Below are 25671 nucleotides of genomic sequence, written 5' to 3' on the forward strand. Positions count from 1 at the left end.
GCCCGGCCGGCCGGGCAGCGCGGAAGGAGGGCGCCGGATGAGCGAGACGCAGGACGGCGGGCTGACGGCACTGCAGGCGGCGCTGGCCGCCGAGCCAGCTCGCCCGGGACCTCCAGCAGCGCCTCGGCCCGCCGGTCGGCCAGCTTGCGTTCGGCCAGGGCGAGTCCCGCCAGTGCCTCCGTGGCACGTGCCGGGACCGCCGCGGCGGCGGACGCGGACGAGGCGGCGGACGGCGACGGCGACGGGGCTGCCGTCCCTTCCTCGAACGCCGCCGCGTGCGCCACGACCTCGGCCCGCAGCGGCCGCAACCGCCGTGCCAGCGTCGGATGGGCGGCGAGCACGGCGTCGTACCGCGCCGCCAGCTCCCGGCTGTCCCGGGCGGCACGCGCGCGTGTCCGGTCGGCGGCCGACGGACCGCCGCCGGCGGTGCCGGAATCCCCGTCCCCGCCGGAGCAGCCCACGAGGAGCACCGTTCCGGCGGCCGAGGCGAGCAGGGTTCTTCTCCGCGGCCCCGACAGGGCGCGCGAGGGCGGGGAGAGGGGCACGGCAGACGTCCTCGGGGGGAACTCGTACGACGAGAAGGGGCACGCTGGTGATCACCGTACCCGCGTGCCTCCCCGGCGCCGGTCACCGGCACCGCTCGTGCGCAGGTGGACGGCAACACCCCCCACGACCGGATACCCTTTGACCAGACACGCGACCCATCCCACAACAGCACACGCGGCCGAGGAGTCACCCGGATGAGCACCACCCAGAGCGAGAGGCTGCGAGAACTGCTGGAACCGCTCGTCACCGCGCAGGGCCTCGATCTCGAAGAGATCGCCGTGGACTCCGTAGGACGCAAGCGGGTGCTGCGTGTTGTCGTCGACTCCGACACCGGTGCGGATCTGGACCGGATCGCCGATGTGAGCCGCGCGCTCTCGGCGAAGCTCGACGAGACGGACGCGATGGGCGCGGGCGCGTACGACCTGGAGGTGGGCACGCCGGGAGCGGAGCGCGCCCTGACCGAACACCGCCACTACGTGCGTGCCACGGACCGTCTGGTGAAGTTCCAGCTCGATGAGGGCGGCGAACTGGTGGCCCGGATCCTCGCGGTGGACGAGGAGGGCCTCGACCTTGAGGTGCCCGGTGTCAAGGGCCGCAGGCCGACCGCGCGCAGACTCGCCTTCCCGGACATCGCCAAGGCGCGCGTGCAGGTCGAGTTCAGCCGCAAGGACAGCGAGCAGCCCGCCACGAACGACAAGAAGGAAGAGGAGGCGTAGCCGTGGACATCGACATGAGCGCCCTGCGGGGCTTGGTACGGGAGAAGGAGATCTCCTTCGACCTGCTGGTCGAGGCGATCGAGTCGGCCCTCCTCATCGCCTACCACCGCACCGAGGGAAGCCGCCGACACGCGCGCGTGGAGCTCAACCGGGAGACCGGGCATGTGACCGTGTGGGCGAAGGAGGACCCCGACGACCTCGAAGAGGGCCAGGAGCCCCGCGAGTTCGACGACACCCCGTCCGGTTTCGGCCGTATCGCCGCCACCACCGCCAAGCAGGTCATCCTGCAACGGCTGCGGGACGCGGAGGACGACGCGACGCTCGGCGAGTACGCGGGCCGCGAGGGCGACATCGTCACCGGCGTGGTGCAGCAGGGCCGCGACCCGAAGAACGTGCTTGTCGACATCGGCAAGCTGGAGGCCATCCTGCCGGTGCAGGAACAGGTCCCCGGCGAGACCTACCCGCACGGCACGCGGCTGCGCTCGTACGTCGTCCGGGTGGCCAAGGGCGTCCGCGGGCCGTCGGTCACCCTTTCGCGCACACACCCCAATCTGGTGAAGAAGCTCTTCGCGCTGGAGGTGCCGGAGATCGCCGACGGGTCCGTGGAGATTGCCGCGATCGCCCGTGAGGCCGGTCACCGCACCAAGATCGCCGTCCGCTCCACCCGTCCGGGTCTGAACGCCAAGGGCGCCTGCATCGGCCCCATGGGCGGCCGGGTGCGCAATGTGATGGGCGAGCTGAACGGCGAGAAGATCGACATCGTGGACTGGTCGGACGACCCGGCGGAGATGGTGGCGAACGCGCTGTCGCCCGCCCGGGTCTCCAGGGTGGACGTGGTGGACATGGCGGCCCGGTCCGCCCGGGTGACCGTGCCCGACTACCAGCTGTCACTGGCGATCGGCAAAGAGGGACAGAACGCCCGGCTCGCGGCCCGGCTCACGGGCTGGCGCATCGACATCCGTCCGGACACCGAGCAGTCGCCCGAGTGAGTTCACCCGGACGGAGGGAATAGATCCAAGCCGCAGGTCGCTTGGAACACGACAACAACCGTTCGATCTCTGCCCCGAAGGGGTGAGGTCGGTGCGGGGAGGTAGACTTAGCAGTGTCTGGCCGGACGCGAGCCCGTGCATGCCCTGAGCGCACCTGTGTGGGGTGCAGGCAGCGAGCGGCCAAGATCGAACTGTTGCGCATCGTGGCGGTCGAGGATGCCTGCGTCCCCGATCCTCGCGGTACGCTGCCCGGCCGGGGTGCGTATGTGCACCCCGTCCCGGTCTGTCTCGATCAGGCGGTACGCCGCCGGGCGTTTCCGCGGGCGCTCCGCGTCCCGGGCCCGCTCGACGTAATGGCGTTGCGCCGGTACGTCGAGCAGACACACAGTTGCTGAGGCAACACGGCAAGGAAAGACATGCCGTACGGAACCCCGTGCGGCCTGGTACCTCGCGAGTCGAAAGCAGGTCGAGATTGCGATGAGCACTCGATGAGTACGCGATGAGTACGCCCATGAACTAGCGACGGTCCGGCCGCAACCCGGACCTCAAAGGAGCGAAGTGGCTAAGGTCCGGGTCTACGAACTCGCCAAGGAGTTCGGTGTGGAGAGCAAGGTCGTCATGGCCAAGCTCCAGGAACTCGGTGAATTCGTCCGTTCGGCGTCCTCGACGATCGAGGCGCCCGTAGTACGTAAGCTGACCGACGCCTTCCAGGGCGGTGGCAACGGCAGGTCCGCCGCCAAGCCCGCCCCGCGCAAGGCCACCCCCAGGCCGGGCGCGCCGAGCCCGGCGCAGGCCGGGGGCAACTCCCATGCCGCCAGGGCAGTGGGGGAGCGTCCCGCTGCACCGAAGCCGGCCGCCCCCAGGCCGCCCGCGGCCCCGCAGCCCGCGGCTCAGCAGCCGTCGGCCCCGTCGGCCCCCGGACCGCGCCCGGGCCCCAAGCCCGCGCCCCGTCCGGCCCCCGCGGCGCCCACCACGCCGGAGTTCACCGCTCCGCCGTCGGCCCCGGCTCCGGCCCCGGCCGCCCAGGGACCGCGTCCCGGCGCCCGCCCCGGCGGACCCAAGCCCGGTGCCCGTCCGGGCGGTCAGGGCCAGGGCCGTCCCGGCCAGGGCGCCCCGCGCTCCGGCGGTCAGGGACGTCCCGGTGCCCGTCCGGCCGGTCCGCGACCGGGTAACAACCCCTTCACCTCCGGTGGCTCCACCGGCATGGCGCGCCCGCAGGCGCCCCGTCCGCAGGGCTCGCGTCCGGGCCCCGGCGGCCCCGGCGGCGGTCCCCGTCCGCAGGCGCCCGGCGCCCAGGGCGGCGGTCCGCGTCCGCAGGCTCCCGGTGGTCACTCCGGTTCCTCCGGTCGGCCCAGCCCGGCCGGCATGCCCCGCCCGCAGGGCGGTCCGCGTCCCGGCGGCGGTCCCGGCGGTCCGCGTCCGAACCCCGGCATGATGCCGCAGCGTCCCGCTGCCGGTCCGCGTCCGGGCCCCGGCGGCGGTCGTGGCCCGGCAGGTGCCGGCCGTCCCGGTGGTGGCGGCGGTCGTCCGGGCGGTGGCGGCGGCTTCGCCGGTCGTCCCGGCGGCGGTGGCGGCGGCGGTCGTCCCGGTGGTGGCGGCGGCTTCGCCGGTCGTCCCGGTGGGGGCGGCGGTGGCGGCGGCTTCGCCGGTGGCGGCGGTGGCCGTCCCGGCTTCGGCGGTCGTCCCGGCGGCCCCGGTGGCCGTGGTGGCACGCAGGGCGCCTTCGGCCGTCCCGGCGGTCCCGCGCGCCGTGGCCGCAAGTCGAAGCGGCAGCGGCGCCAGGAGTACGAGGCCATGCAGGCCCCGAGCGTCGGCGGCGTGATGCTGCCGCGCGGCAACGGCGAGAGCATCCGTCTCTCCCGCGGCGCGTCGCTCACCGACTTCGCGGAGAAGATCAACGCCAACCCGGCGTCGCTCGTCGCGGTCATGATGAACCTGGGCGAGATGGTCACCGCGACGCAGTCCGTCTCCGACGAGACCCTGCATCTCCTCGCCGGCGAGATGAACTACACGGTTCAGATCGTCAGCCCCGAGGAGGAGGACCGCGAGCTTCTGGAGTCCTTCGACATCGAGTTCGGCGAGGACGAGGGCTCGGAGGAGGACCTGGTGGTCCGCCCGCCGGTCGTCACCGTCATGGGTCACGTCGACCACGGAAAGACCCGGCTCCTCGACGCCATCCGCAAGACGAACGTCATCGCGGGCGAGGCCGGCGGCATCACCCAGCACATCGGTGCCTACCAGGTCGCGACCGAGGTCAACGGCGAAGAGCGGGCGATCACCTTCATCGACACCCCGGGTCACGAGGCGTTCACCGCCATGCGTGCCCGCGGTGCGAAGTCCACGGACATCGCGATCCTCGTGGTCGCGGCCAACGACGGTGTGATGCCGCAGACGGTCGAGGCCCTGAACCACGCCAAGGCGGCCGACGTGCCGATCGTGGTCGCGGTCAACAAGATCGACGTCGAGGGCGCGGACCCGACCAAGGTGCGCGGTCAGCTGACCGAGTACGGCCTGGTGGCCGAGGAGTACGGCGGCGACACGATGTTCGTCGACATCTCCGCCAAGCAGGGCCTGCACATCGACAGCCTGCTGGAGGCGGTCGTGCTGACCGCCGACGCCGCCCTGGACCTGCGGGCCAACCCGAACCAGGACGCGCAGGGCATCTCGATCGAGTCCCGGCTCGACCGGGGACGCGGTGCCGTCTCGACGGTCCTCGTCCAGCGAGGCACGCTCCGCGTGGGCGACACGATGGTCGTCGGCGACGCCTACGGCCGCGTCCGGGCCATGCTCGACGACAACGGCAACAACGTCGCCGAGGCCGGTCCGTCCACGCCGGTCCAGGTCCTGGGTCTGACCAACGTCCCGGGCGCGGGCGACAACTTCCTCGTGGTCGACGAGGACCGTACGGCCCGCCAGATCGCGGAGAAGCGTGCCGCCCGCGAGCGCAACGCGGCCTTCGCGAAGCGCACGCGCCGTGTGTCCCTGGAAGACCTGGACAAGGTGCTGAAGGCCGGCGAGGTCCAGCAGCTGAACCTGATCATCAAGGGTGACGCTTCCGGATCCGTCGAGGCACTGGAGTCCTCGCTGCTCCAGCTGGACGTCGGCGAAGAGGTCGACATCCGCGTCCTGCACCGCGGCGTCGGTGCGGTCACGGAGTCCGACATCGACCTGGCGATGGGCTCCGACGCCATCGTGATCGGTTTCAACGTGCGCGCGGCAGGCCGTGCGCAGCAGATGGCCGAGCGCGAGGGCGTGGACGTCCGGTACTACTCGGTCATCTACCAGGCGATCGAGGAGATCGAGGCGGCCCTCAAGGGCATGCTCAAGCCGGAGTTCGAAGAGGTCGAGCTGGGCACGGCGGAGATCCGCGAGGTCTTCAAGTCGTCCAAGCTCGGCAACATCGCCGGTGTGCTCATCCGCTCGGGCGAGGTCAAGCGCAACACCAAGGCGCGCCTGCTGCGCGACGGCAAGGTCGTCGCGGAGAACCTCACCATCGACGGACTGCGTCGCTTCAAGGACGACGTCACCGAGATCCGCGAAGGGTTCGAGGGCGGTATCAACCTCGGCAACTTCAACGACATCAAGGTCGACGACGTCATCGCGACGTACGAGATGCGGGAGAAGCCGCGGGCCTAGGCTCCGGCCGGGTTCGCTGCCGGCCGGCGGGACATACGTTCCGCCGGCCGGCGGCCTTTCCTTCCCAACCCGCCCGCAGATGCCCATGCGGTCCGGGGCGCAGCCCCGTGGGGTGACGGCTCGGCCCACCGAGACGGCGAGGGGTGGGCAAAGAGACCGGGGGGCTGGGGGCGGAGCCCCTGGGCGGAACCGCAGCCGACGGTGCCGTGAAAACCCCGTCGAGCCGCCGGCAGGCACGCGGTACCGTTCTTGATGTCCCTCCCGATCCCGAGGGCAGGGCCATCGATCCCGTACCGGCGGGTCATCCGGAGACACATGTACGTGGGGACGCTGTCCTTCGACCTGCTCCTCGGCGACGTTCGGTCGCTGAAGGAGAAGCGCTCCGTCGTCCGCCCGATCGTCGCCGAACTGCAGCGCAAGTACGCGGTGAGCGCGGCCGAGGTGGATCATCTGGACCTCCATCGCCGGGCCCTGATCGGCCTCGCGATGGTCTCCGGCGACGCGGGGCACCTGAGCGACGTACTCGACCGGTGCGAACGGCTGGTCGCCGGCCGCCCCGAAGTGGAGCTGCTGTCGGTACGACGGCGCTTCCACGGCGACGACGACTGACCACAGAACGCAGAAGAAGAAAGAACGGGAGACGGACCAGTGGCCGACAACGCGCGGGCGAAAAAGCTGGCGGACCTCATCCGGGAGGTGGTGGCCCAGAAGCTGCAGCGCGGGATCAAGGACCCGCGGCTCGGCTCGCACGTCACCATCACGGACACCCGGGTCACCGGAGACCTGCGGGAGGCGACCGTCTTCTACACGGTGTACGGCGACGAGGAGGAGCGTAAGGCCGCCGCGGCCGGACTGGAGAGCGCCAAGGGCATCCTGCGCTCCGAGGTCGGCCGGGCCGCCGGCGTGAAGTTCACGCCGACGCTCACCTTCGTCGCGGACGCCCTGCCGGACACCGCCCGTAACATCGAGGACCTCCTCGACCGGGCGCGCGCCTCCGACGCGAAGGTGCGTGAGGTGTCGGCGGGCGCGGCGTACGCCGGTGAGGCGGACCCGTACCGCAAGCCCGGATCGGACGACGAGACGGACGTCGCCGGCGAATGACCAGCAAGCACACCACGCCCGACGGCCTCGTCATCGTCGACAAGCCGTCGGGCTTCACTTCGCACGACGTGGTCGCCAAGATGCGCGGGATCGCGCGGACGCGCCGCGTCGGGCACGCGGGCACCCTCGATCCGATGGCGACCGGCGTGCTCGTCCTCGGCGTCGAGAAGGCGACAAAGCTCCTCGGGCACCTCGCCCTGACGGAGAAGGAGTACCTGGGCACCATCCGGCTCGGTCAGACGACGCTCACCGACGACGCCGAGGGCGAGATCACCGCCGCCACCGACGCCTCCAGGGCCTCCCGCCACGCCATCGACGCCGGCATCGCCAAGCTGACCGGCGACATCATGCAGGTGCCGTCCAAGGTCAGCGCCATCAAGATCGACGGAGTGCGCTCGTACAAACGGGCCCGCGAGGGCGAGGAGTTCGAGATCCCCGCCCGGCCGGTGACCATCTCCTCCTTCACGGTGTACGACGTCCGGGACGCCGTCGCCGAGGACGGCACCCCGGTGCTCGACCTGGTGGTCTCGGTCGTCTGCTCCTCCGGCACCTACATCCGCGCGCTCGCCCGCGACCTGGGCGCCGATCTGGGGGTGGGCGGTCACCTCACCGCGCTGCGCCGCACCCGCGTGGGACCGTATCGACTGGAATCGGCGCGGACCCTGGACCAGCTCCAGCAGGAGCTGACCGTGATGCCGATCGCGGAGGCCGCCGCGGCCGCCTTCCCGCGCTGGGACGTGGATGCCAAGCGGGCCCGGCTGCTCCTCAACGGCGTACGGCTGGAGATGCCGGACGCGTACTCGGGTCGCGGCCCCGTCGCGGTGTTCGACCCCGAGGGCCGCTTCCTCGCGCTCGTCGAGGAACACAAGGGCAAGGCGAAGAGCCTGGCCGTCTTCGGCTGACGGCTCCGCCCGGCCCGTTGGAGCGGCGGGGCACGGGGTGCCACGCCGCTCCACGGTTCCCCCTCGGTTCCCCCATCCCTAGGGTTATCCAGCCGTACCCGCTCATTCACCCTGCCGAGCAGGCGCTCGGAGTGAACCGGGGGAGCGCAAAGGGGGCGCTTTCGGCTGGCACGGGACCCGCGAACCGGGTGCGGCAGCCGACCGCGCGCCGTCGCGCCGACGAACCGCTCACCGCGCTCGCCGAGGACGACCCCGCCGCCGGCTGCCGGGCGGTGCACCGCTGGGGCGCACGACGACTGCACACGTGACGGGGCGCGGCGCCGGCGCACGGCCTGGGCGCCGCGCCCCACGCCCCCACCGAAAGCGCCCCCGAACTGCCGCGCCGCGCCGCCCGCAGGCTGCCCGGCAGCCCGCCGACGCCGGCCTGCACGGCGCCGCGCTCGCCCTCTCCGTCCCCGACCCGGAGGCCCGTGACCGGCATCTTCCGCAGGCCCCGCGGCACTTCGCGTCGGGCGCCCCGCGGTTTCCCCGACGGCCCTGGCCACGCGCCCGGACCAGGTCATCGACGCCTTCCGGAACCGGCCGCGCACCCAACCGGACGCGAGAGGCGCTGCGCACGCGCACCGACCTGACCCCCGCCCGCCGGGTCGCCGTGCTCGTCCGTGAGGCGGGGGAACCGCGGCCGGAGACCGCGGCACACCTGCCCGAGCAGATCGACCGCCGGCTCGACCACGGCCCGGCGCCAGGAACGGGCTCATGCCCCTGGTGACCGCCCTCCTCGGCGACGGCCCGAACCGGTGAGGGCGGCCCTCGCCGCCGCGCCCGCCGCCCCCGACAGCCCCGGCCTCCCGTCCGCTGCGCCGCGAACTCCTGCGGATGCTCGGCACCCTGGGCGTGCGCGGCGCCACGCAACACGGGTTCCGTACGATCGGTGGTCCGGGCGGTCCCCGGATGCGCGGTGCCCGCGTGCGCACGGTCACAACACCATGCCGATGCGGGACGGGGGCACCCGGCATGGCACCCTTAGACCTGCGTAAGCGGTCAGGTAGAAACGGACACGGGTTCGAGGAGCGGTCACAGTGCAGCGCTGGCGTGGCTTGGAGGACATCCCCCAGGACTGGGGGCGCAGCGTCGTCACCATCGGTTCCTACGACGGAGTCCACCGCGGCCACCAGCTGATCATCAAGCACACCGTGGACCGCGCCCGCCAGCTGGGCGTCCCCTCCGTCGTGGTGACCTTCGACCCGCACCCCAGCGAGGTCGTCCGCCCGGGCAGCCACCCCCCGCTGCTCGCCCCGCACCACCGCCGGGCCGAGCTGATGGCCGAGCTGGGCGTGGACGCGGTGCTGATCCTGCCGTTCACCACCGAGTTCTCGAAGCTGTCGCCCGCCGAGTTCGTCGTGAAGGTCCTGGTCGACAAGTTGCACGCCAGGGCGGTCGTCGAGGGCCCGAACTTCCGCTTCGGCCACCGGGCGGCCGGCAACGTCCGGTTCCTCGCCGAGCAGGGGAAGATCTACGACTTCGAGGTGGAGGTCGTCGACCTGTTCGTGACCGGCGCTGCGGGCGACGGCGAGCCGTTCTCCTCGACCCTCACCCGGCGGCTGGTCGCCGAGGGCGACGTCGCGGGTGCCCGGGAGATCCTGGGCCGCCCGCACCGCGTCGAGGGCGTGGTCGTCCGCGGCGCCCAGCGGGGGCGCGAACTGGGCTTCCCCACGGCCAACGTCGAGACGCTTCCGCACACCGCGATCCCGGCCGACGGCGTCTACGCCGGTTATCTGCACGCCCAGGGCGAGGTCATGCCGGCCGCGATCTCCGTCGGCACCAACCCGCAGTTCGACGGCACCGAGCGCACGGTGGAGGCGTACGCCATCGACCGCGTCGGCCTCGACCTGTACGGGCTGCACGTCGCCGTGGACTTCCTGGCGTATGTGCGCGGGCAGGCGAGGTTCGACTCGCTGGAGGCCCTGCTGGAGCAGATGGCCGACGATGTGAAGCGCTGCCGGGAGCTGATCGCGGCGGACGACGCGTAGCCCGCCGCCCCCGGCGCCGAAGGGCGGCCGGTGCCTCACCGCACCGGCCGCCCTTCGCCTTGCCGTACCGCCGTCCTACCGCTGCGGCGGCGCCTGCGGGGGCTGGGCCGGCGGCTGGCCCTGCTGCGGGTGTCCGGGCTGCGGATACGGCTGCTGCCCCGGCTGCTGCGCCTGCTGTGGATAGGACGGCGGGGCCGCGGCCTGCGGATAGGGCCGGCCCTGCTGCGGGTGCGGCGGCTGCTGCCCCGGGACCTGCTGGTACGGCTGCCCCGGTGCCGGTTGGCCCGGCAGTGGCTGGCCCGGCAGTGGCGGCGCGGCCACCGGCGGCGGGTTGCCGTCGCTGGTCCACAGCCCCTGCGCCTGCTGGTGCCGGGTGAAGTCCTCGGCGACCATGGCGGCCAGGTTGAAGTACGCCTCGCGCACCTTCGGGCGCATCATGTCGAGGTCGACCTCGGCACCGGCGGCCAGGTGCTCGTCGAAGGGCACCACGATCACACCGCGGCACCGGGTCTCGAAGTGCGTCACGATGTCCTCGACCTTGATCATCTTCCCGGTCTCGCGCACCCCGGAGATCACGGTGATGGACCGCGCGACCAGGTCGGCGTACCCGTGCGCGGACAGCCAGTCCAGCGTGGTGCTGGCGCTGCTCGCACCGTCCACGGACGGCGTCGAGATGATGATGAGCTGGTCGGCGAGGTCGAGCACCCCGCGCATCGCGCTGTACAGCAGACCGGTGCCCGAGTCGGTGAGGATGACCGGGTACTGCCGGCCGAGCACGTCGATCGCGCGCCGGTAGTCCTCGTCGTTGAAGGTCGTGGACACGGCCGGGTCGACGTCGTTGGCGATGATCTCCAGGCCGGACGGCGCCTGCGAGGTGAAACGCCGGATGTCCATGTACGAGTTGAGGTACGGGATCGCCTGGACGAGGTCGCGGATGGTCGCCCCGGTCTCGCGGCGCACCCGGCGGCCGAGCGTGCCGGCGTCCGGGTTGGCGTCGATGGCGAGGATCTTGTCCTGCCGCTCGCTGGCGAGTGTGGCGCCCAGCGCGGTCGTCGTGGTGGTCTTGCCCACGCCGCCCTTGAGGCTGATCACCGCGATCCGGTAGCAGGACAGCACCGGGGTGCGGATCAGCTGCAACTTCCGCTGCCGCTCCGCCTCTTCCTTCTTCCCGCCGATCCTGAAACGGGAGGACTGGGCGGCCGGCCTGCCGCTCTTCGCCTTCTGCCTCTTGTTGTTGAGCAGCCGGTCGGAGGACAGCTCCACGGCCGCGGTGTAACCGAGCGGCGCGGCACCGGGGTTGGTCGGCTGCCGCTGGTCGTGCTGGAGCGGCTGCGGCCAGGCGGCGCCCGCCCGGGGGTCGACGGGCTGCTGCGGGGCCTGCGGGGGCATCGCCTGCTGAGCCTCGGCGGGGTGCTGCTGCGGCACGCCGGGCTGCGGCTGTCCCGACGGCGCGGGGTGCTGTGGGAAGCCGTAACCGCCGAGCTGAGCCTGCGGGTTGGGAGCGACCGGCGGCTGCGGGAAGCCGTAACCGGCGTGCTGTCCGGCGGGCGCCTGGTCGGCCGCCGGCTGCGCGGCCCCAGGCTGCGCGGTGGGCGCCGGGGCGTCGGGTGCCGGGGCGGGGGGTGCTGGGGTGGTGGGTGTTTGCGGGGTTGGGGTTCCGGGGTGGGGGAAGCCGTAGCCGGCGGGTGTGCCGGGTGCCGGGGTGGTGGGTGTTTGCGGGGTTGGGGTTCCGGGGTGGGGGAAGCCGTAGCCAGCGGGTGTGCCGGGAGGCGGGGCGGGGGCGCCGCCCGGCTGCGGGGCGGCGGGGTTCGGGAAGCCGTAGCCGCCCTGGGGAGGAACGGGCGGTGCGGGCTGGTTCCAGGCGGCGGGCGCGGGCTGGGGAGCCTGCGGGCCGCCGGCCGGCTGCTGCTGCGGCCCACCTGTCGGACCCTCGGCACCGGCCCCCTGCGGGCCCGGCAGGCCGGGCCCGGGCGGCGCCTGCTGGGGCGCCTGACCGGGGGCGGCCTGCTGCGGCCCCGGCTGCACAGGCCACTGCGCGGCGGGCGCGGGCGCGGCGGGCTGGTACGAGGGCGGCAACGGCGGCACCGCACCCTGCGGCCCCGACACGGGCGGCCAGACAGGCGGAGCGTCCCGAGGCGCGGGCGGCGCGGGGGGCGCAGGCGGCGCGGGGGGCGCAGGAGGTACGGCGTCCTGTGGCGCGGGCGCGGCGGGCAGCGTCGTGGGTGCGGCGTCTTGTGGTGCGGGCGGCGCGGGGGGCCCAGGAGGTACGGCGTCCTGTGGCGCGGGGGGTGTGGTGGGTGCGGCGTCCTGCGGGGCGGGCGCGGCGGGCGGCGTGGTGGGTACGGCGGATTGTGGTGCCGGCGGTGCGGGGGGTGTGGTGGGTGCGGCGTCCTGCGGGGCGGGCGCGGCAGGCGGCGTGGTGGGTACGGCGGATTGTGGTGCGGGCGGCGCTGGCGGTGTGGTGGGTGCGGCGTCCTGTGGCGCGGGCGGTACGACGTCCTGCGGCGCCGGAGGCGCGATCGGGAAGGCGTCCTGGGGCGTGGGCGGCGTCGCCGGTACCGCGTCCTGCGGTGCCACGACCGGTGCCGCGTCCTCGGCCGCCGCGTTCTCCGGCGTCGCGTCGGCGTCCACGGCCCCCTCGGCGTCGAGGGCCTGCTCGACATCCGTGGACCCGGCGCCGACGGCGTCGGTATCGGCGTACGCATCCGTATCGGCCTGGGCTTCCGCGTCCACGTCCGTGTCCGCGTCCGCACCGGCACCCGTGTCCGCACCCGTGTCCGCACCGGCACCCGTGTCCGCCGCCGAGGCGTGCACAAGGAGCGAGTCCTCTTCCGCGGCCCCGCTCCCGGTCTCGGCCTCGCCCTCCGCGGACGCCGTGCCGACAGCCGCGGCGAACTCGGACTCCGTGTCCGCGGAGTCGTCGCGGTCCTCACCAGAGTCCTCGGCGTCGGCGTCCGGCTCCCCGGCCGTGTCTTCGGCCGCCTCAGCCCCGACGGCCTTCGCCTCCGCTGCCGGCTCCTCATCACCGGCACCCGAAGCGGGCGCAACGGCCTCGTCCGGCGCGGAGTTCACGCCGTCGCCCGGAGCCGCACGCCCCGCGCTCCCGGCGAGTTCCGCCAGTTCCGCGAGTTCCCGCTTCAGCGCCACGGAGGAGAACCGCATCGTGGCGCCGCTGTCCAAGTCGCCGTTGTCCGGCTGCTCTTCGTCCGTGTCGGCCGTGGCAGGGGCAGGGGCCGGGGGAGTCGTGGGCGAGGACGGCGCCCACTGCTGGAATCCTCCGACCGGAATGTCCGGTACGGCCGCCGGTGACCCGGGCTCGGTCTCCGGCCGCGCCTGCGGCTGCTGCGGCTCGAACCCGCTGCCCACCGGCAGCTTCGGCACCGCGACGGGACTCTCGGTGGGCGGTGGGGGCGGAGCGAACGGCGTCCCCGGCCCGGCCGCGGGCGCGGGCGGCGTGAACGGCGCGCCGGGCGCTGGAGCCGGCGGAGTGAAGGGCGCCCCGGGCGCGGGCGCGGGTGGCGTGAACGGGGCCCCGGGCGCGGGCGGCGCGGGGGCCGGCGTCCCGCCGGTCTGCGCGTGCGGCGGAGGAGTCAGACCCGGGATCGGCGCACCGGGCGGGAACGGCGAGCCCTGCCGCGGGAACGAGGAAGGAGACGTACCGGGCCCGGACGCGCCGCCCGGCCCGCCCGCCTGCTCCGGTGAACCACCGGACGCCTCCGACGAACTGGCCGACCCGGAGGATCCGGACGAACTCGATGGCCCCGACGCCCCCGATGCCCCAGAAGACCCGGAAGCCCCCGCCGCGTTCTGCGTGTACCAGGCGGGCGGCGCGTAGTCGATGGTGAACTCGCCGGTCGTCTCGACGGCCGACTCCGCGTCGGGCTGGTCATCGCCGGGTGTGGCCCAGCCCCCGCGGATCCCGTCCCGATCGCTGCTCACAGTTCCTCCTGCTTGGTCGAGCACCCTCGTGCCGTGCCGGGGCGACCATCTGGTGTCGTTCTCAGTCGTCCGTTGTCGTTCGAGGTAGTCCGATCCACCGGCTCTCCCCCTGGGGCACCGACGTCCCGTCCAGGGGTACCGGCGTCACGCCCAGTCCCAGCCTAGTCACCGAGCCCCCCGCACCGGCAGGCCCGTCCGCCCCCGAGCGTGCGCCCACTGCGTCACACCCTGCCCGGAAGTGCCGTACACAGTCCGCGTATTGGTGAACATTCCGCAAGACAAGTATGAACAAGGGGGACGGAACAGGGCGGGAGTCGATCAGCGCCGAGCGCGAACCGGCGTGCCACGCAAAAGGATTGACGGGAACAGCGGAGGCCGGTCAAGCCCACCCCCGCCAGAACCCCCCGAGGAACGAACACTGAGCCACTGACGAGAAACAAACACCGAGCCACGCGCGCGTGGGGGAAGGCGAACGGGCGCCTTCCCCCACGCACGCGTGCCGCTCACCCGGGGCGGCCCCCGGTCACTCCGCGGCGGGCAACCCGTCCCGCGGCGCGGGCTCCAGATCGAACTCGCCGTCCCGCGCGCCGAGCACGAACGCCCGCCACTCCGCCTCCGTGTACCGCAGCACGGTGTCCGGATCGAGGGACGAGCGCATGGCCACCGCCCCGTCGGGCAGGTACGCGATCTCGACCCGCTCCTCGTGCTCCTCCGTGCCCGGCGCGCTGTGCCACTCGACGTCCGAGATGTCGAGCGCGTACAGCTCGTCGCGCTCCCGCTCCTTGCGCGCCTTGATCTCCTCCGCCGTCTCCGCCATACCGCAGCGACCCCTTCCCGCACGTATACCGTTGATCCGGGCGCTCACCCTAGTGGTGCCGCGGTCGCCGCGGAGTGCTTCGGCGGCCGGGGCAAAGGCGCACGCATCCGCCTGGTACCCTCAGTGACGGCCGTTTGTGCGCGCACCCCCGGAATCCCTCACGGGCCCTGATGGACGCGCGCGACGGATCCCCGCCTCCGAGTTGTGGAAGCTCCCCCGAGACGAAGACCGGGGGCACTCGGCGGCCACTCACAGATCAAGAGGAGTACGCGTGTCGCTCGACGCCGCCACGAAGAAGCAGATCATCTCCGAGTTCGGTACCAAGGAGGGCGACACCGGCTCCCCCGAGGTCCAGGTCGCTCTGCTGTCCCGCCGGATCTCCGACCTGACGGGGCACCTGAAGACCCACAAGCACGACCACCACTCCCGTCGCGGTCTGCTGATCCTCGTCGGTCAGCGCCGCCGCCTGCTGCAGTACCTGGCGAAGAAGGACATCCAGCGCTTCCGCGCCCTGGTCGACCGCCTCGGCATCCGCCGCGGTGCGGCGGGCGCCAAGTAAGACGCCGCGAAGGGAGCGGTTCCCGGAACGATCGGGGGCCGCTCCCTTTGCTGTACGTACGGAAACGTGCGGAGTGTCACTCACGCTTTGTAGTGTGGTAGCACAACGCAATACGGACGACGTAGCACGACAATGAATGAGGAGGAGCGCGCCTCGCCGCCGCCGGTCCTCGGTAGTGGCCCCCGGGAGAGCGAACCCCGGGTGCTTCGATCGAAGACCGGCCCGCACCAGACGGAGCGCTTCTCCGCGACCGTCCCCCTGCCACACGGGCAGCCGCGGGACGAAGACGACAAGTAACGGAGAAAACGCTAGTGGAGAACGAGACCCACTACGCCGAGGCCGTCATCGACAACGGCGCCTTCGGCACCCGTACCATCCGCTTCGAGACGGGCCGCCTGGCCAAGCAGGCCGCCGGCTCCGCCGTGGCGTACCTGGACGACGACACCATGGTGCTGTCGGCCACCACCGCCTCCAAGAACCCCAAGGACCAGCTCGACTTCTTCCCGCTGACGGTGGACGTCGAGGAGCGGATGTACGCGGCCGGGAAGATCCCCGGCAGCTTCTTCCGCCGTGAGGGCCGCCCCTCCGAGGACGCGATCCTCACCTGCCGGCTCATCGACCGGCCGCTGCGCCCCTCGTTCAAGAAGGGCCTGCGCAACGAGATCCAGGTCGTCGCCACGGTCATGGCCCTCAACCCCGACCACCTGTACGACGTCGTCGCGATCAACGCCGCGTCCGCGTCCACCCAGCTGGCCGGCCTGCCCTTCTCCGGCCCGATCGGCGGCGTCCGCGTCGCGCTGATCCGCGGCCAGTGGGTGGCGTTCCCGACCCACACCGAGCTGGCGGACGCCGTCTTCGACATGGTCGTCGCCGGTCGCGTCCTGGAGGACGGCGACATCGCGATCATGATGGTCGAGGCCGAGGCCACCGAGGAGACCATCAAGCTGGTCGCCGGCGGCTCCGAAGCGCCGACCGAGGAGGTCGTCGCCGCCGGCCTGGAGGCCGCGAAGCCGTTCATCAAGGTCCTGTGCAAGGCCCAGGCCGACCTCGCCGCCAAGGCCGCCAAGCCGGTCGGCGAGTTCCCCATCTTCCTGGACTACCAGGACGACGTCCTGGAGGCCCTGACCGGCGCCGTCCGGCCCGAGCTGGCCCAGGCGCTCACCATCGCCGGCAAGCAGGAGCGGGAGGCGGAGCTCGACCGCGTCAAGCAGCTCGCCGCCGAGAAGCTGCTGCCGGAGTTCGAGGGCCGCGAGAAGGAGATCTCCGCCGCGTACCGCTCGCTGACCAAGAACCTGGTCCGGGAGCGCGTCATCAAGGAGAAGAAGCGCATCGACGGCCGTGGCGTGACGGACATCCGGACGCTCGCCGCCGAGGTCGAGGCCATCCCGCGGGTGCACGGCTCCGCGCTGTTCGAGCGTGGCGAGACGCAGATCCTGGGCGTCACCACCCTCAACATGCTCCGCATGGAGCAGCAGCTGGACACCCTCTCCCCGGTGACCCGCAAGCGCTACATGCACAACTACAACTTCCCGCCGTACTCCACCGGCGAGACCGGCCGCGTCGGCTCCCCGAAGCGCCGCGAGATCGGCCACGGCGCCCTCGCCGAGCGCGCCCTGGTCCCGGTCCTGCCGACCCGCGAGGAGTTCCCCTACGCGATCCGTCAGGTGTCCGAGGCCCTCGGCTCCAACGGCTCGACGTCCATGGGCTCCGTCTGCGCCTCCACCATGTCGCTGCTGAACGCCGGTGTGCCGCTGAAGGCCCCGGTCGCCGGCATCGCCATGGGCCTGATCTCCCAGGAGATCGACGGCGAGACGCACTACGTCACCCTCACCGACATCCTCGGTGCAGAGGACGCCTTCGGCGACATGGACTTCAAGGTCGCCGGCACGAAGGACTTCGTGACCGCCCTCCAGCTCGACACCAAGCTGGACGGCATCCCGGCCTCCGTCCTGGCCGCGGCCCTCAAGCAGGCCCGCGACGCCCGCCTGCACATCCTCGACGTGATGATGGAGGCGATCGACCGGCCCGACGAGATGTCCCCGAACGCCCCGCGGATCATCACCGTCAAGATCCCGGTCGACAAGATCGGCGAGGTCATCGGCCCCAAGGGCAAGATGATCAACCAGATCCAGGAGGACACGGGCGCCGAGATCACCATCGAGGACGACGGCACGATCTACATCGGTGCCGCCGACGGCCCGTCCGCCGAGGCCGCCCGCACCACGATCAACGGCATCGCGAACCCGACGATGCCCGAGGTCGGCGAGCGCTACCTCGGTACGGTCGTGAAGACGACCACCTTCGGTGCGTTCGTCTCCCTGCTGCCCGGCAAGGACGGTCTGCTGCACATCTCGCAGATCCGCAAGCTGGCCGGCGGCAAGCGCGTGGAGAACGTCGACGACGTGCTCGGCGTGGGCCAGAAGGTCCAGGTCGAGATCGCCGAGATCGACTCCCGTGGCAAGCTCTCCCTCATCCCGGTGATCGAGGGCGAGGACAGTGCCTCCGACGGCGGCGCCGCCGCGGACTCGGACAAGAAGGACGACGCCGACAAGTGACGTCGCGCAACGCCGTGGCGACGGCCCGCACCTCCACGGAGGCGCGGGCCGTCGCCCGTACCCAAACCCTCATCCAGGGCACCAACGGCATCGGCACGGTCCGCAAGACCACCCTCCCGGGCGGCCTGCGCATCGTCACCGAGACCCTGCCCTCGGTGCGCTCCGCCACCTTCGGCATCTGGGCGCATGTCGGCTCCCGCGACGAGACGCCGTCCCTCAACGGCGCCACGCACTACCTGGAGCACCTGCTCTTCAAGGGCACCGGCCGCAGATCCGCCCTGGACATCTCCGCCGCCATCGACGCGGTCGGCGGCGAGATGAACGCGTTCACGGCGAAGGAGTACACGTGCTACTACGCGCGCGTGCTCGACACCGACCTGCCGCTCGCCATCGACGTCGTCTGCGACATGCTGACGGGCTCGCTGATCCTCGAAGAGGACGTCAACGTCGAGCGCGGCGCCATCCTCGAAGAGATCGCCATGACCGAGGACGACCCCGGCGACTGTGTGCACGACCTGTTCGCGCACACCATGTTCGGCGACAGCGCCCTCGGCCGGCCCGTCCTCGGCACGGTCGACACGGTCAACGCCCTCTCCGCCGACCGCATCCGCCGCTTCTACAAGAAGCACTACGACCCGACGCACCTGGTCGTGGCGGCCGCGGGCAACATCGACCACAACAAGGTCGTACGCCAGGTCAGGGCCGCCTTCGAGAAGGCCGGCGCCCTCGGCGGTCCGGGCGCGGTGCCCGTCGCCCCGCGCGACGGCCGCCGTACGATCCGCACCGCGGGCCGCGTCGAACTGCTCGGCCGCAAGACCGAGCAGGCGCATGTGGTGCTCGGCCTGCCGGGCCTGGCCCGCACCGACGACCGCCGCTGGGCCCTGGGTGTGCTGAACACGGCGCTGGGCGGCGGGATGTCCTCCCGGCTGTTCCAAGAGGTCCGCGAGAAGCGCGGCCTGGCCTACAGCGTGTACTCGTACACCTCCGGGTTCGCCGACTGCGGCCTGTTCGGTGTGTACGCGGGCTGCCGCCCGAGCCAGGTGCACGACGTGCTGAAGATCTGCCGCGACGAACTGGACCATGTCGCCGAGCACGGGCTGTCCGACGACGAGATCGCCCGCGCCATGGGGCAGCTCCAGGGTTCGACGGTGCTCGGCCTCGAGGACACCGGCGCGCTGATGAACCGTATCGGCAAGAGCGAGCTGTGCTGGGGCGAGCAGATGTCCGTGGACGACATGCTGGCCCGGATCGCGCAGGTCACCCCGGACGAGGTCCGCGCGGTCGCCCGTGACGTCCTCGGCCGGCGGCCTTCGCTGTCGGTCATCGGCCCGCTCAAGGACAAGCAGGCCGCGCGGCTGCACGAAGCGGTCGCCTAGCGCAACCGGTCACAACACCTCCGGTCACAACACCTCCGGTCACAACACCTCCGGTCACAACACCTCCGGTCACAACACCTCCGGTCACAACACCTCCGGTCACAACACCTGCGGTCACATCACCTCCGGTTAGGAAGCAAGAACATGAGCAAGCTGCGCGTGGCGGTCCTCGGTGCCAGGGGCCGGATCGGTTCCGAGGCGGTACGGGCCGTCGAGGCCGCCGAGGACATGGAACTGGTGGCCGCCCTCGGCCGGGGCGACAGGCTGGAGACGCTGGCGGAGACCGGCGCCCAGGTCACGGTCGAACTGACCACCCCCGCCTCGGTCATGGGCAACCTCGACTTCTGCGTGCGGCACGGCATCCACGCCGTCGTCGGCACCACCGGCTGGACCGAGGAGCGCCTCGCGCAGCTGCGCGGCTGGCTCGCCCAGTCCCCGGAGACGGGCGTGCTCATCGCCCCGAACTTCTCCATCGGTGCCGTCCTGACCATGAAGTTCGCGCAGATCGCCGCGCCCTACTTCGAGTCGGTCGAGGTCATCGAACTGCACCACCCGAACAAGGTGGACGCCCCGTCCGGGACCGCCACGCGCACCGCCCAGCTCATCGCGGAGGCGCGCCGCCAGGCCGGCTCGGCACCGGCGCCGGACGCGACGGTCAGCGCCCTCGAGGGCGCCCGTGGCGCGAGCGTGGACGGCGTCCCCGTCCACGCCGTACGGCTGCGCGGGCTGCTCGCCCACCAGGAGGTGCTGCTCGGCGGCGAGGGCGAGACCCTCACCGTCCGCCATGACTCCCTGCACCACAGCAGCTTCATGCCGGGCATCCTGCTCGGTGCGCGCCGCGTGGTGTCGGCTCCCGGCCTGACGTTCGGCCTGGAGCACTTCCTGGACCTGGGCTGACCCGAGGACCCCTGCTCAGATGCGCGCGAAGATCTCCTATGTCGTCACGGCCGCCCTGCTGGTCTTCTACTTCGTCCTGGTCGGCAGCCGTGGCGTCATGCTCATCCAGTCCGGCACGCTCCTCACCGTCACCTTCGGGATCGCGGTGCTGATCCTGCCGGTGATCGGCGTGTGGTTCCTGTGGAAGAACACCCAGTTCATCCGCCGGGCCAACCGGCTCGCCGCCGAACTCGACGCCGAGGGCGGCCTGCCCGTCGACGAGTTGAAGCGCACCGCCGCCGGCCGCATCGACCGGGACTCGGCCGACGAGGTCTTCGCCCGGCGCAAGGCCGAGACGGAGGCGGCCCCCGACGACTGGCGCAGCTGGTTCCGCCTCGCCGTCGCCTACCACGACGCCCGTGACACCCCGCGCGCCCGCAAGGCGATGCAGCGGGCCATCGCGCTGCACCAGTCGTCGGCGCGCTGAGCCCGCACGCGTCATCGGCGCGCCGAGGCCCGCGCACCACAGGCCTGGCAACGGGGATGGGGCCCGGTCCGGGACGTGCGGACCGGGCCCCATCCTCTGTGCCGCTCAGTCCCGCCGGTACTCCGCCGCCCACGCCTCGATGGTGTCCGCGGCCCGGTCGAAGGCCGACGGGCGCGCCAGGAAGTCGAGGCTGTGCGTGGTCAGCAGCGGCGCGGACTCGTCGGTCGCACGGTCCTGGCGTACGAGGACCAGCGCCTGCCCCTGCACGGTGCGCGGCAGCCCGAGCCAGCGCACCGGTGTCTGCACCGTACGCACCCCGACGACCCGCTTCCAGGGCACGGTGCGGGTGACGAGGAAGTCCACATGGCGCAGGCCGCGCGCGCTCACCCACACGCCCATGCGCAGCAGCCGCAGCGCCGCGACGATGACGAGCAGCGCGAGAGCGAACACCACCCCCGCGGAGGCCGGCGAGGCGGTCAGGGCGATGATGACGGCGCCGAACAGCACGAACGAGGCGAGCAGCAGCCACAGCGCGGCCGCTCCCACCCGCCAGGGGCCCGGCCGGTAGGGCCGACGCCAACGGGCGCGGTCGTCGTGCGGCAACGCGATGTCATCGGCTGCCTCGAAGGCGCGGTCGGCCGTCAGGAAGGGCAGGGGCACGGCTGGTCCTCACTCGTCCATGCATGGGCTGTGCCCGGTGAGGCTATCCGCCGGGGTCCCCGCTCACCACTCGCGGGGGTCCGTAAGGGGGGGCGCGCACGGGCGCTGCCCGGTCAGCGTCCGTGCGAGGCCTGCGACTGCGGGGTCTGTGGGGCGGCGGGCGTGGACAGCGCGGGTATCCCGAGGACGAGGGAGCCCACGAGCCCGGCCACGAGGGTGAGTCCGAGCAGCCAGCGCCCGGCCGTCTGACCGGCGGACGCACGCTGACGCGGCGGGGGAGCGACATTGCTGCGGAACTTGTCGGCCTCGACGAGGAAGGCGAACGGCACGGGTTCGCGCCGGCGGAGCATCGGGCGAGCATCTCCCTTCGGGAAGCGGACATCGGGATCGAACGGATGACCCTCACCCGGACAGACGAGTGAGCGGCGGGAAAGGTGCCCGGTTTCGCCAAATTTCATTCGGTCCCGACAGTGAACGCCCCGTTTGGCGGGCCGTAGAGTGGCGTCGCCAAGTGACGAGATGGGAAGGACCCGCCGCATCGTGACCCCCACCCCCGACGACGAGTTCAAGATCGAGCTGCGCAGCGATGTCACCGTCGAACTGGTCAAGCACAGCGCGGCGGACGCCGACGTGCTGTTCGCGGCCCGTGTCTCGACGGTCGGGGAGCAGTCCCTGGACGAGCTGAACAAGGACCCCGAGCGCTCGAAGGGCCTGATCAACTTCCTTATGCGGGACCGGCACGGCAGCCCGTTCGAGCACAACTCGATGACGTTCTTCGTCAGCGCCCCGATCTTCGTGTTCCGCGAGTTCATGCGGCACCGCGTGGGCTGGTCCTACAACGAGGAGTCCGGCCGCTACCGCGAGCTGCAGCCGGTGTTCTACGTGCCGGACGCATCGCGCAAGCTGGTGCAGCAGGGGCGCCCTGGCAAGTACGTGTTCGTCGAGGGCTCCCCCGGGCAGCACGAGCTGGTGACGCGCTCCATGGAGGAGTCCTACCGCCAGGCGTACCGGACCTATCAGCAGATGCTCGCCGAGGGGATCGCCCGCGAGGTGGCCCGCTCCGTGCTCCCGGTCGGCCTCTACTCCTCGATGTACGCCACCTGCAACGCCCGCTCGCTGATGCACTTCCTCGGCCTGCGCACCCAGCACGAGCTGGCCAAGGTGCCGTCCTTCCCGCAGCGGGAGATCGAGATGGTGGGCGAGCGGATGGAGGCCGCCTGGGCCCAGCTCATGCCGCTCACCCACGCCGCCTTCAACGCCAACGGCCGCGTCGCCCCCTGAGACCGCACGCAGGTACGGATCAGCCTCGCGAAGTGTCCGTATTGCGGCATTTAGCGAAGTTCATCTAGCCTGATCAAACGGACCCGGCACTGCTTGAACCCCCGAGCAGGCAGTGCCGGGCTCCGCATTTGTCCGGACTTTCCCGGCACCCCTAGGGAAGACCGCACACTGAGCAGCGAGTAGCGTGTTACCCATGGCTCCGACCTCCACTCCGCAGACCCCCTTCGGGCGGGTCCTCACCGCCATGGTCACGCCCTTCACGGCGGACGGCGCGCTCGACATCGACGGCGCCCAGCGGCTCGCCACCCACCTGGTGGACGCAGGCAACGACGGCCTGATCGTCAACGGCACCACCGGCGAGTCCCCCACCACCAGCGACGCGGAGAAAACGGATCTCGTACGGGCGGTACTGGAGGCGGTCGGCGACCGCGCCCATGTAGTGGCCGGTGTCGGCACCAACGACACCCACCACAGCATCGAGCTGGCCCGCACCGCGGAGAAGACGGGCGCACACGGCCTCCTGGTCGTCACCCCGTACTACAACAAGCCCCCGCAGGAGGGCCTGTACCGGCACTTCACGGCCGTCGCCGACGCCGCCGAGCTGCCGGTCATGCTGTACGACATCCCCGGCCGCAGCGGCGTCCCGATCAACACCGAGACCCTGGTCCGCCTCGCCGAGCACCCGAGGATCGTCGCCAACAAGGACGCCAAGGGCGACCTCGGCCGGGCCGGCTGGGCCATCGCCCGGTCCGGTCTCGCCTGGTACTCCGGCGACGACATGCTCAACCTGCCGCTGCTCTCCATCGGCGCGGTCGGCTTCGTCTCGGTCGTCGGCCATGTGGTCACCCCGGACCTGCGCGCCCTGGTCGACGCCTTCACCTCGGGCGACGTCCACAAGGCCACCGAGATCCACCAGAAGCTGCTCCCCGTCTACACCGGCATGTTCCGCACCCAGGGCGTCATGACGGTCAAGGCCGCGCTCGCCCTCCAGGGCCTGCCCGCAGGACCGCTGCGTGCGCCCATGGTCGAGTGCACGCCCGAGGAGATCGCGCAGCTCAAGATCGATCTTGCCGCCGGCGGGGTACAGCTCTAACACCAGACTTGGCACCATCCGGGCTTCACAACTGAATAGGCGGGCCACCGGTGCCCGCATCCGACAACGACAACTGCTTCTGCACGAACGTCACGCGCGCCACGTGCCCACCGGTACGTGGCGCGCGTGGTGAGGAGAGTCTTTTGAGTCATCCGCATCCTGAACTCGGCTCACCCCCGCCGCTCCCCGAAGGCGGCCTGCGGGTCACCCCACTCGGCGGTCTCGGTGAGATCGGCCGGAACATGACGGTCTTCGAGTACGGCGGCCGCCTGCTGATCGTCGACTGCGGAGTGCTCTTCCCCGAGGAGGAGCAGCCCGGAATCGATCTGATCCTGCCGGACTTCACGTCGATCAGAGCCCGTCTCGACGACATCGACGGCATCGTGCTCACCCACGGCCACGAGGACCACATCGGCGGAGTGCCGTTCCTCCTCAAGGAGAAGCCGGACATCCCGCTGATCGGCTCCAAGCTCACTCTCGCCCTGATCGAGGCGAAGCTCCAGGAACACCGCATCCGCCCGTACACCCTCGAAGTCGCCGAGGGCAACCGCGAGCGCATCGGCCCCTTCGACTGCGAGTTCATCGCGGTCAACCACTCCATCCCGGACGCCCTCGCGGTCGCGATCCGCACCCCCGCCGGCATGGTGGTCCACACGGGCGACTTCAAGATGGACCAGTTGCCGCTGGACAACCGCCTCACGGATCTACACGCGTTCGCGCGGCTGAGCGAGCAGGGCATCGACCTCCTCCTCGCCGACTCCACCAACGCCGAGGTCCCCGGGTTCACCCCGCACGAGCGGGACATCTCCAACGTCCTGCGGCAGGTCTTCGCGAGCGCCAGCAAGCGGATCATCGTGGCCAGCTTCGCCAGCCACGTCCACCGCATCCAGCAGATCCTGGACGCGGCACACGAGTACGGCCGCAGGGTCGCCTTCGTCGGCCGCTCGATGGTCCGCAACATGGGCATCGCCCGCGACCTGGGCTATCTGAAGGTCCCGCCGGGCCTGGTGGTGGACGTGAAGGCGCTCGACGACCTGCCGGACGACCGGGTGGTCCTGGTCTGCACGGGCTCCCAGGGCGAACCGATGGCCGCCCTGTCCCGGATGGCCAACAGAGACCACCAGATCCGCATCGTCGACGGCGACACGGTCATCCTGGCCTCGTCCCTCATCCCGGGCAACGAGAACGCCGTCTACCGCGTGATCAACGGCCTGACCCGCTGGGGCGCCAATGTCGTCCACAAGGGCAACGCCAAGGTGCACGTCTCCGGCCACGCGTCCGCCGGCGAACTGCTGTACTTCTACAACATCTGCCGCCCGAAGAACCTGATGCCGGTGCACGGCGAGTGGCGCCACCTGCGAGCCAACGCCGAACTGGGAGCCCTCACCGGCATCCCGCACGACCGGATCGTCATCGCGGAGGACGGCGTCGTCGTCGACCTCGTCGCGGGCAAGGCGAAGATCTCCGGCAAGGTCCAGGCCGGCTATGTGTACGTCGACGGCCTCTCGGTCGGCGATGTCGGCGAGCCCGCCCTGAAGGACCGCAAGATCCTGGGCGACGAGGGCATCATCTCCGTCTTCGTGGTGGTGGACTCCTCCACCGGCAAGATCACGGGCGGCCCGTACGTCCAGGCCCGCGGCTCCGGCATCGAGGACTCCGCCTTCGCGGGCGTCATCCCGAAGATCACGGAAGCGCTGGAGCGGTCCGCCCAGGACGGCGTCGTGGAACCCCACCAGCTGCAACAACTCATCCGCCGCGCCCTGGGCAAGTGGGTCTCGGACACCTATCGGCGCAGGCCGATGATCCTCCCCGTCGTCGTGGAGGTCTGACCCGCGGACCTTCCCCCGTCCGTGTGAACCCGGAGCGGGGTGCCCCGATTTGCATCGGGGCACCCCGCTCCAGTACGTTTACGGCTCCGCCTGAGAGGGAAGCCGGGCTGGCGGTACCGCCAGCCCCAGCCGCTTCATGCGCGCCGAGCCCTCCCCAACGGGGCGGAAAATCCGACTCAGAATCTCTGATAAAGTCGGGTCCGCCGGAAAGGGAAACGCGAGAGCGGGAACCTGGAAAGCACCGAGGAAATCGGATCGAGAAAAGATCTGATAGAGTCG

Annotated in this window: 22 protein-coding genes and 1 pseudogene; 17 read left to right on the top strand and 6 right to left on the bottom strand. The window is 71.7% G+C overall.

Going from position 1 to position 25671, the window contains the following annotated elements; translation table 11 throughout:
• A partial coding sequence (locus ABT245_RS43325) for a hypothetical protein (RefSeq protein ID WP_351745922.1) occupies positions 1-545 on the bottom strand: 545 nt, incomplete at its 3' end.
• Positions 546-740: 195 nt separating this feature from the next.
• Here ABT245_RS43325 and rimP point away from each other — a divergent pair.
• The 8 genes from rimP (at position 741) to ABT245_RS43365 (ending at position 9920) form a co-directional block, all read left to right on the top strand.
• Positions 741-1262 (top strand): ribosome maturation factor RimP, encoded by a 522-nt coding sequence (gene rimP / locus ABT245_RS43330; protein WP_351745924.1) that lies wholly within the window; start codon positions 741-743, stop codon positions 1260-1262.
• Positions 1263-1264: 2 nt separating this feature from the next.
• Positions 1265-2251 carry a transcription termination factor NusA gene (gene nusA / locus ABT245_RS43335; RefSeq protein ID WP_351745926.1) on the top strand — a complete coding sequence of 329 codons (987 nt, stop codon included), beginning with the start codon at positions 1265-1267 and terminating at the stop codon, positions 2249-2251.
• A 113-nt stretch (positions 2252-2364) separates the two neighbouring features.
• Positions 2365-2646: a YlxR family protein gene (locus ABT245_RS43340; protein WP_351745929.1), complete on the top strand. Its 282-nt coding sequence runs from the start codon at positions 2365-2367 to the stop codon at positions 2644-2646.
• A gap of 163 nt (positions 2647-2809) precedes the next feature.
• Positions 2810-5887 (top strand): translation initiation factor IF-2, encoded by a 3078-nt coding sequence (gene infB / locus ABT245_RS43345; protein ID WP_351745931.1) that lies wholly within the window; start codon positions 2810-2812, stop codon positions 5885-5887.
• Positions 5888-6202: 315 nt separating this feature from the next.
• Entirely contained in the window at positions 6203-6496 is a 294-nt protein-coding gene (locus ABT245_RS43350; RefSeq protein WP_121895592.1) for a DUF503 domain-containing protein, read from the top strand.
• A gap of 39 nt (positions 6497-6535) precedes the next feature.
• Complete coding sequence (gene rbfA, locus ABT245_RS43355) at positions 6536-6988, top strand: 30S ribosome-binding factor RbfA (RefSeq protein ID WP_351745934.1); 453 nt, start codon at positions 6536-6538, stop codon at positions 6986-6988.
• Positions 6985-7890, top strand: a complete 906-nt coding sequence (gene truB / locus ABT245_RS43360) for a tRNA pseudouridine(55) synthase TruB (RefSeq protein WP_351745936.1) — start codon at positions 6985-6987, stop codon at positions 7888-7890. Before rbfA ends, truB begins: the two co-directional genes overlap by 4 nt.
• Positions 7891-8969: 1079 nt before the next feature.
• Positions 8970-9920, top strand: coding sequence for a bifunctional riboflavin kinase/FAD synthetase (locus ABT245_RS43365; protein WP_351745938.1), 951 nt, complete (start codon positions 8970-8972; stop codon positions 9918-9920).
• A gap of 75 nt (positions 9921-9995) precedes the next feature.
• On the opposite strand, the gene ABT245_RS43370 is transcribed toward ABT245_RS43365, so the two are convergent.
• Positions 9996-13100 (bottom strand): nucleotide-binding protein, encoded by a 3105-nt coding sequence (locus ABT245_RS43370; protein WP_351745972.1) that lies wholly within the window; start codon positions 13098-13100, stop codon positions 9996-9998.
• Between the two features lie 64 nt (positions 13101-13164).
• On the opposite strand from ABT245_RS43370, the gene ABT245_RS43375 reads away from it, so the two are divergent.
• Positions 13165-13755, top strand: a complete 591-nt coding sequence (locus ABT245_RS43375) for a hypothetical protein (protein WP_351745974.1) — start codon at positions 13165-13167, stop codon at positions 13753-13755.
• A gap of 23 nt (positions 13756-13778) precedes the next feature.
• Here ABT245_RS43375 and ABT245_RS43380 read toward each other — a convergent pair.
• Together ABT245_RS43380 and ABT245_RS43385 are read right to left on the bottom strand one after the other, a co-directional pair.
• A pseudogene (locus tag ABT245_RS43380) lies at positions 13779-13883 on the bottom strand (hypothetical protein); the annotation flags it as partial.
• Positions 13884-14382: 499 nt separating this feature from the next.
• Complete coding sequence (locus tag ABT245_RS43385) at positions 14383-14676, bottom strand: DUF397 domain-containing protein (protein WP_351745941.1); 294 nt, start codon at positions 14674-14676, stop codon at positions 14383-14385.
• 271 nt (positions 14677-14947) lie between these two features.
• Here ABT245_RS43385 and rpsO point away from each other — a divergent pair, with 271 nt between their 5' ends.
• The 5 genes from rpsO to ABT245_RS43410 all read left to right on the top strand — a co-directional run bounded on the left by rpsO (position 14948) and on the right by ABT245_RS43410 (position 20529).
• Entirely contained in the window at positions 14948-15235 is a 288-nt protein-coding gene (rpsO, locus tag ABT245_RS43390) for a 30S ribosomal protein S15 (protein ID WP_351745944.1), read from the top strand.
• A 311-nt stretch (positions 15236-15546) separates the two neighbouring features.
• A complete protein-coding gene (locus ABT245_RS43395) occupies positions 15547-17790 on the top strand; it encodes a polyribonucleotide nucleotidyltransferase (RefSeq protein ID WP_351745947.1) in 2244 nt (747 codons plus the stop codon).
• The gene (locus tag ABT245_RS43400; RefSeq protein WP_351745950.1) at positions 17787-19166 is read left to right on the top strand and encodes a M16 family metallopeptidase; all 1380 of its coding nucleotides are present in this window, start codon (positions 17787-17789) and stop codon (positions 19164-19166) included. Before ABT245_RS43395 ends, ABT245_RS43400 begins: the two co-directional genes overlap by 4 nt.
• Before the next feature lie 144 nt (positions 19167-19310).
• Positions 19311-20063 carry a 4-hydroxy-tetrahydrodipicolinate reductase gene (gene dapB / locus ABT245_RS43405; RefSeq protein WP_351745953.1) on the top strand — a complete coding sequence of 251 codons (753 nt, stop codon included), beginning with the start codon at positions 19311-19313 and terminating at the stop codon, positions 20061-20063.
• Positions 20064-20082: 19 nt separating this feature from the next.
• Positions 20083-20529 (top strand): tetratricopeptide repeat protein, encoded by a 447-nt coding sequence (locus ABT245_RS43410; protein ID WP_351745956.1) that lies wholly within the window; start codon positions 20083-20085, stop codon positions 20527-20529.
• A gap of 105 nt (positions 20530-20634) precedes the next feature.
• Here ABT245_RS43410 and ABT245_RS43415 read toward each other — a convergent pair whose 3' ends face one another.
• The gene (locus tag ABT245_RS43415; RefSeq protein ID WP_351745959.1) at positions 20635-21189 is read right to left on the bottom strand and encodes an SCO5741 family PH domain-containing membrane protein; all 555 of its coding nucleotides are present in this window, start codon (positions 21187-21189) and stop codon (positions 20635-20637) included.
• A 113-nt stretch (positions 21190-21302) separates the two neighbouring features.
• A complete protein-coding gene (locus ABT245_RS43420; RefSeq protein ID WP_351745962.1) occupies positions 21303-21539 on the bottom strand; it encodes a hypothetical protein in 237 nt (78 codons plus the stop codon).
• 190 nt (positions 21540-21729) lie between these two features.
• Here ABT245_RS43420 and thyX point away from each other — a divergent pair, with 190 nt between their 5' ends.
• The 3 genes from thyX to ABT245_RS43435 all read left to right on the top strand — a co-directional run bounded on the left by thyX (position 21730) and on the right by ABT245_RS43435 (position 25392).
• Complete coding sequence (thyX, locus tag ABT245_RS43425; RefSeq protein ID WP_351745964.1) at positions 21730-22470, top strand: FAD-dependent thymidylate synthase; 741 nt, start codon at positions 21730-21732, stop codon at positions 22468-22470.
• Positions 22471-22663: 193 nt separating this feature from the next.
• Entirely contained in the window at positions 22664-23563 is a 900-nt protein-coding gene (dapA, locus tag ABT245_RS43430; protein ID WP_351745967.1) for a 4-hydroxy-tetrahydrodipicolinate synthase, read from the top strand.
• A gap of 143 nt (positions 23564-23706) precedes the next feature.
• A complete protein-coding gene (locus ABT245_RS43435; protein WP_351745969.1) occupies positions 23707-25392 on the top strand; it encodes a ribonuclease J in 1686 nt (561 codons plus the stop codon).
• Positions 25393-25671: the final 279 nt, after the last annotated feature.

The organism is Streptomyces sp. NPDC001508 (assembly GCF_040298665.1).
Taxonomy (GTDB): Bacteria; Actinomycetota; Actinomycetes; order Streptomycetales; family Streptomycetaceae; genus Streptomyces.

Coding starts and splice junctions, on each gene's coding strand:
- rimP (WP_351745924.1), top strand. CDS start 741: ATGAGCACCACCCAGAGCGAGAGGCTGCGAGAACTGCTGGAACCGCTC.
- ABT245_RS43350 (WP_121895592.1), top strand. CDS start 6,203: ATGTACGTGGGGACGCTGTCCTTCGACCTGCTCCTCGGCGACGTTCGG.
- truB (WP_351745936.1), top strand. CDS start 6,985: ATGACCAGCAAGCACACCACGCCCGACGGCCTCGTCATCGTCGACAAG.
- ABT245_RS43385 (WP_351745941.1), bottom strand. CDS start 14,676: ATGGCGGAGACGGCGGAGGAGATCAAGGCGCGCAAGGAGCGGGAGCGC.
- dapB (WP_351745953.1), top strand. CDS start 19,311: ATGAGCAAGCTGCGCGTGGCGGTCCTCGGTGCCAGGGGCCGGATCGGT.
- ABT245_RS43410 (WP_351745956.1), top strand. CDS start 20,083: ATGCGCGCGAAGATCTCCTATGTCGTCACGGCCGCCCTGCTGGTCTTC.
- ABT245_RS43420 (WP_351745962.1), bottom strand. CDS start 21,539: ATGCTCCGCCGGCGCGAACCCGTGCCGTTCGCCTTCCTCGTCGAGGCC.
- dapA (WP_351745967.1), top strand. CDS start 22,664: ATGGCTCCGACCTCCACTCCGCAGACCCCCTTCGGGCGGGTCCTCACC.